The organism is Methylophaga pinxianii, from assembly GCF_020447225.1.
Lineage (GTDB): Bacteria > Pseudomonadota > Gammaproteobacteria > Nitrosococcales > Methylophagaceae > Methylophaga > Methylophaga pinxianii.
The window spans coordinates 1-5389 of sequence record NZ_JAJAEO010000111.1; the positions used below are offsets into that span (position 1 = coordinate 1).

The window sequence follows — 5389 nt, forward strand, 5'->3', positions numbered from 1 at the left end:
TTGGCCATCCAGCTGCTTCAATTTCAATGGGTTTGAGCTGTCCATCACAAGCCACCTCGTTCAATCCTTACTTTGTCTCAGGAACGGACTCTATAGCGTGGCGGCTTGGGATTCCGGAAACCGCATATCCAAACGCACTGATTCCTGGAAGAAGAGAGATTGGTAATTTCCCAAGCAACACATGGGGATCGGTTTACCCACGTAGCGGATTCATCGCTCAACCATCAGATGCCAAAGCAGGTGCGGTTATCGCCCAACGTGTTGGCGATATTGTGACGCGAACTGGCCAGCCTCATGTATATCAGCCGTTAACGGGCACACCAAGCTATAACGGTCGAATCTGGCCCCCAGGTGCTTTAGAAGAGAACACAGACAAAAATGGCAAGTGGCAGATGCTTGTGCCGAAAAAATCTAATAGTTGCACTGTTTTTGGTGACAACGACACAACCTCCATTGCTGGCTGGGATGGCAATGGCAACAACGCCTCAACCGGTAATTATGCATGGACGCTATGGCGTCCTTATCAGTGCTGCAAGCGAGAGGGTCAATTTTTCTTGCACAGCGTAAATTTCAAGTCATACCCATAAGGACTGCATTGTGAAACTAAAATATCTTGCCATTACTACTGCCTTCATCCTTTCTGGGAACGCGTCCGCTGTGAACCTGCAAATACCTGACTCAGATTCAGCATGGTACTACGGAGTAGGCGGCCAGCGCCCTTTAACAGCGCCTGCGTCACCAATAACAAACAGCATCATTCTGGGTGGCTCTCTTGATTGGGGTAGTGGCTTTAACTGTAGTGCATTCGATCCAACACTGGGTATTGCAAATACCTTAAATCAGGTGAAGAGTGGTGCCGATGCCATTCAGCAACAAGTAACGGATGCAGCCACCGGTGCAATAGCCTCACTGCCATTACTGATGCTGCAACGGGCGAATCCAGGCCTGTACGAACTTCTCATGAACAGCATGGCAAGAGCAGAACAAGGGGTTCGAGTCTCCACTCAGAGCTGCCAGCAAATGCAACAAACCATCTCTCGTGGTGGTAATCCTTTAGAAGGCTGGATAGACATATCCCGCACCCACGACTGGCAAGACCAGATGGGGACGGGTGGATACAGAAGTGCTTCTGTAGATGTTGTCCAGGCTCAACAGAATGTTGAAAAAAACAATGGTGAAAATGGGGTTACATGGGTAGGAGGCACCAAAGCTGGTGGCCGTGGCCAGCAACCTATCGACATACCATCCGACATCATTAAAGCAGGTTACAACCAATCATTAAACCGTGCTGCAAACTCTGATGCTCCTGCACCGCAAAACGGCAGTCGAGTTAGCGAGCTTTGGGAGTCACCAGAAGAGTTAATGAGCTTCAGTCGGTCTTTGCTTGGCGAAGAAAAAGTGCGCACTTATTCAGACCGTCCAACTGAGACCATGCCAGCACGGGGCATGTCGTTTGAGATCAACAAAGAGGTCGAACGTTTGACTCCAATCTTTAATGGCTTAATCGATGGTAGTGTAGAGCCGAGCGGTGAAAATATGCTTTCAGTCTCCACTCCCAGTATGGTTATTAATGCCGGGACAATACAGGCTTTAAGCAACTTACCCGATGCTGACCAAACTATTCTAAAGGGTAGATTAATACAAGAAGTGGCAACGGCACGAGTCGTTGAAAAGGCTTTAATGTTACATCGCCTTCTATTCTCTGGAGCCCAAGAGCCAAACGTAGCGCAAAATGGACCAGCTCAGGAATCTGCTCAAAAATACTCAGCACGCCTCCAGCAATCAATTGATGACGCTCTGTTTGAGCTTGAAATGAACAAACGTCTAGCCTCAACTACTTCGCAAACAATTAATAATGTGGAAGCAATGCAAAGACGTGTGGGAAATTCGACTGTGACTCCACGTCCACGTCAGGCTCTTCCTGATGAAACTATCAGCTCGGAGAACAATTAATGGCTATCTCCAAAAACAAAATAACTTACCTTAAAAAATCAATGCTTTTTCTTGCGGCTATATCCGCTGGAATGGTTGTTATTTTAATACTGCTAAATATAGCTGAGCACACACATAATCATGTTGCATCCATGGTTCAATCAGTAAGCAGTTTTGAATCCTTCGCTCGATACATAAGGTGGGCGCTGCTTGGTGCGATCATCATGTTCTGGGACTCTTTAGTTGACTATATTGGAAAAGTAAAAGGCTTTGACGAGCAGCAAATACAGCGTGCCAAAACAATGCGCTGGCGAATTGCTGCTTTCATAGTTGCCTTCGAGTTCATTGTAGTAGAAGCCGTTCCAGCACGTTTAATGGGCTAAAACAATTATGTCTACCGGCAGCTTTATTGAAATGTTCATGACCACCTTCGGGTGGCACTTATATGAAATCGTATGGGGGGTTATTTCTAGTACAGGCCTTGCCTATCTGCCTTTTTTTGCAGTCATTATCGACAACGTTGTTAAACCGATAGAAAGCCAAGAAGCTAAAGCAGCAGCAGTAACCTCACTCAGAAGACTTGAGATTGACATAGTACGCTTGATCATAATGATGATGCTGGCTGTATCACCCTATATGACTATTAATTATGGTGCTGTCTCCTATACAAAAGCCTGTCAGGTTAGTACCGGAACAGCCGCACCCACCGTAACTGCCGGTAATTCAGGCACAATATTTGATGACACATTCCAGTCAAACCTTTTAAACAATCAGCATGCCAAAGCACCACCTTGGTTTTATATTGTTATGTCAGTCACTGGCGGGGTTAATGATGCTGTCATTTCCCGACTGCCGTGTGAAATAAACATACGTCAGACGCAATATGAAATGTCTACCTTGAACATTGAAGATCCTCACGTAAAACGGGATATGCAACGCTTCGTCACAGAATGCTATGAACCAGCAGTTGCTGACTTCTATAATAACCGCCGTGAAATGCCTGCAGGTATGGAGTTAACGGATATCGACTGGCCAGGATCAGAGCTTTTTAATAGCGGCTTTTATCGTAACGAATATGCAAAACACCAAGTTCCCGGATTTGCCTTTGACAGAAGCCGTAAATCCGACATGGGTCGCGTAGCATATGACCAAGAACCACCTGAATATGGCTATCCAAGCTGCTATGACTGGTGGACTAATTCAACAACTGGATTACGCGTCAGGCTGGTTGAAGAATTCCCAAGAGGCACAATGAATAAACTGAGTACTTTATTTGCTTCTAGTGCAACAAAACAAGAGCAAGAGGATGCAGCAATACGAAAAATGCTGGCTAATGAAGGTCAGTCCGTCTATAAGGGGCTAGATCTCAGCGGGAATGGCCTAGAAAGTAATATGGGTGGAGGAACGATGACCGATACCTTATACGAGTGGACTGGAAATGTTGTCGGGATGGCTGGCGCATTTATTACCGAGTTACTACTACAGCCTATGCTGTTCATGGTAAAACAGATGGCTCCCTATGTGCAGGCAACAATGCTGATGGCCACCTACTTTCTGTTACCCTGGGTGTTGTTGGTTGGAAATTACGAGTGGAGTACCATTAAAACAGCCACAATTACCATCTTTGCAATGAAATTCTGGACATCTATTTGGGCAGTGACTGACTTGCTGGATAACAAGCTTGCCCAAACACTGAGCCAAGCAAGTGGCTTGACGGGAGTAAGCGGATTCTTTTCTATGCAAAACCAAATGATGAATTCAATTATCGACTTACTAATTCTTGGGCTATATATGGGCCTTCCAATGTATTTTCTAAGCATCATGGGCTGGGGAGGGGAACGTGGTGCGTCGGCGCCTACTCAAGCAAGCGGGGTAGCAGCAAATGAGGGTAAAGGAGCTGGACAGCAAGGGACGTCACTTGCGACAGGGGCGGCTACCAAGTCGATATCAAAATAGATAACCTCCATCCTGCGCATAATGTGCGCAGGATAAATTAAAACCAATCTCCGCTTTTACGCTTTGCGTCTTCCTCATAACTCAAATAGCCATAATAGCCAGGCCCACGTCGATTACCATGCCCACGGGAAGACTGCTGAGTCTCTGCCACCAACCTAGCAAAGCCGATCAAGATCTTCGCTGCAAACTTGGCGAACATGATTGAAGCGATTAATGCCATGCGGGCAACCTTACCTTCGGTTGAGGCGATAGCGATAGCGCGGGACCGCTCACTAAACAGCGCTAAGGTGACTGATACCAGCTGAACCAGCACGACGCTTAAAAAAACAAAAAGCCACACAAAGGCAATCCATTGCGACGCGTCTAGCTCCACGAGCGCAACAAGGATGGATAGCAATATAAAAACCGCAAATGGTGGAAATTTTGCAAAACGCCTAACCTTATATGGAATCGTCTGCTTATCTGAGCCATTGGTGATCCGCAAAACGAATCTCGACAGCCAGGCAGAAACTACTGAGATTGCCACAATTAGCAGAAAAATCACTAGATACTCAACCAGAGTAGAATAAGTACTCATAATTATCGTCCTTTTTTGTTGTTCTCACCCGAGGCTGGACCAACAAAAAATGATGGATAATCATGCTTTGCTGGCTTGACACTGACCACTGCTTCTTAGGTGTCTTAGTTTAAGTGTATAACGCATTGCATTTCACGCAAGTGTAAGTAACGGCATTTATGAAAGAGCGTCACATATCCCAAACAATCGCTGGTTATAGCGCTGTGTCCTTAAAGCTTAAGATATCACTTGAAAAGCCTAGTATTAGGCGATATTATCAATCCTTCTTTGTAACTAACTCGCTTAGTTACTAGAAGTGCCGCAACCACTCAATGTTGCGCTCAATTGCAGGTGTTCAATGACTGTCTGCTAAATACTTCATGTCACTACGGTGTCATGGAACCATCACCCATAAGGGGAGACTTTCTCCTTATGGGGCGAGATTTCTCTTATGGGTTTTTTTATACCTTGAGGAGAAAGCCTGATGGAAGATTACATACCTACGATACTAACCTTTGCATTTCTGATTTTTTGTTTAGATCAGCAGATCATTACCAGTCTGCAGCGCCAGGGAAAGTACAACCCAGACACACACCAGACGGTGATGAATCGCGTGTTTGTCTGGCCGTTTATATATTTTCTCAAACGCTTAACGACTTTACGCACGAAGACCTCCGCAGAGCAAAGCACTTGGATGCCTGAAGGCGATTTAAGTTTGTTCAGCTATGAAACGACGGTGTGCATGAACAAATTGGGTCAGAAAGTTCGTTTGTCATATTTCTTTGATAACAACCAGCATGCCTGGTATAGAGTCGAGAAAATTAATGCAAACGGCATTGCAACGGAGTCGCCATGCTATGAACCGGCGGCAGTACCGTTTGATGTTAAAAAGCTACAATACGTGTAGACAAGCCAGCCCCAATCTACGGATTGGGGCTTTTTTTT

The 5389-nt window shown here is 45.6% G+C and carries 6 protein-coding genes; 5 read left to right on the forward strand and 1 reads right to left on the reverse strand.

What is annotated here, in order from left to right; genetic code table 11:
• From LGT40_RS00925 to LGT40_RS00940, 4 genes are all read left to right on the forward strand, one after another.
• Window positions 1-587 (forward strand): TIGR03756 family integrating conjugative element protein (locus tag LGT40_RS00925; protein WP_226343129.1); only part of this gene is annotated, 587 nt, incomplete at its 5' end.
• Window positions 588-597: 10 nt separating this feature from the next.
• The gene (locus LGT40_RS00930) at window positions 598-1953 is read left to right on the forward strand and encodes an integrating conjugative element protein (RefSeq protein WP_226069852.1); all 1356 of its coding nucleotides are present in this window, start codon (window positions 598-600) and stop codon (window positions 1951-1953) included.
• Entirely contained in the window at window positions 1953-2315 is a 363-nt protein-coding gene (locus LGT40_RS00935; protein ID WP_226069851.1) for a hypothetical protein, read from the forward strand. The genes LGT40_RS00930 and LGT40_RS00935 overlap by 1 nt, the downstream gene beginning before the upstream one ends.
• A 7-nt stretch (window positions 2316-2322) precedes the next feature.
• Window positions 2323-3888, forward strand: coding sequence for a conjugal transfer protein TraG N-terminal domain-containing protein (locus LGT40_RS00940; protein ID WP_226069850.1), 1566 nt, complete (start codon window positions 2323-2325; stop codon window positions 3886-3888).
• A gap of 37 nt (window positions 3889-3925) precedes the next feature.
• On the opposite strand, the gene LGT40_RS00945 is transcribed toward LGT40_RS00940, so the two are convergent.
• Complete coding sequence (locus LGT40_RS00945) at window positions 3926-4465, reverse strand: hypothetical protein (RefSeq protein ID WP_226069849.1); 540 nt, start codon at window positions 4463-4465, stop codon at window positions 3926-3928.
• Window positions 4466-4928: 463 nt separating this feature from the next.
• Between LGT40_RS00945 and LGT40_RS00950 the strand changes: the two genes are divergently transcribed.
• Window positions 4929-5351, forward strand: a complete 423-nt coding sequence (locus tag LGT40_RS00950) for a hypothetical protein (protein ID WP_226069848.1) — start codon at window positions 4929-4931, stop codon at window positions 5349-5351.
• Window positions 5352-5389: the final 38 nt, after the last annotated feature.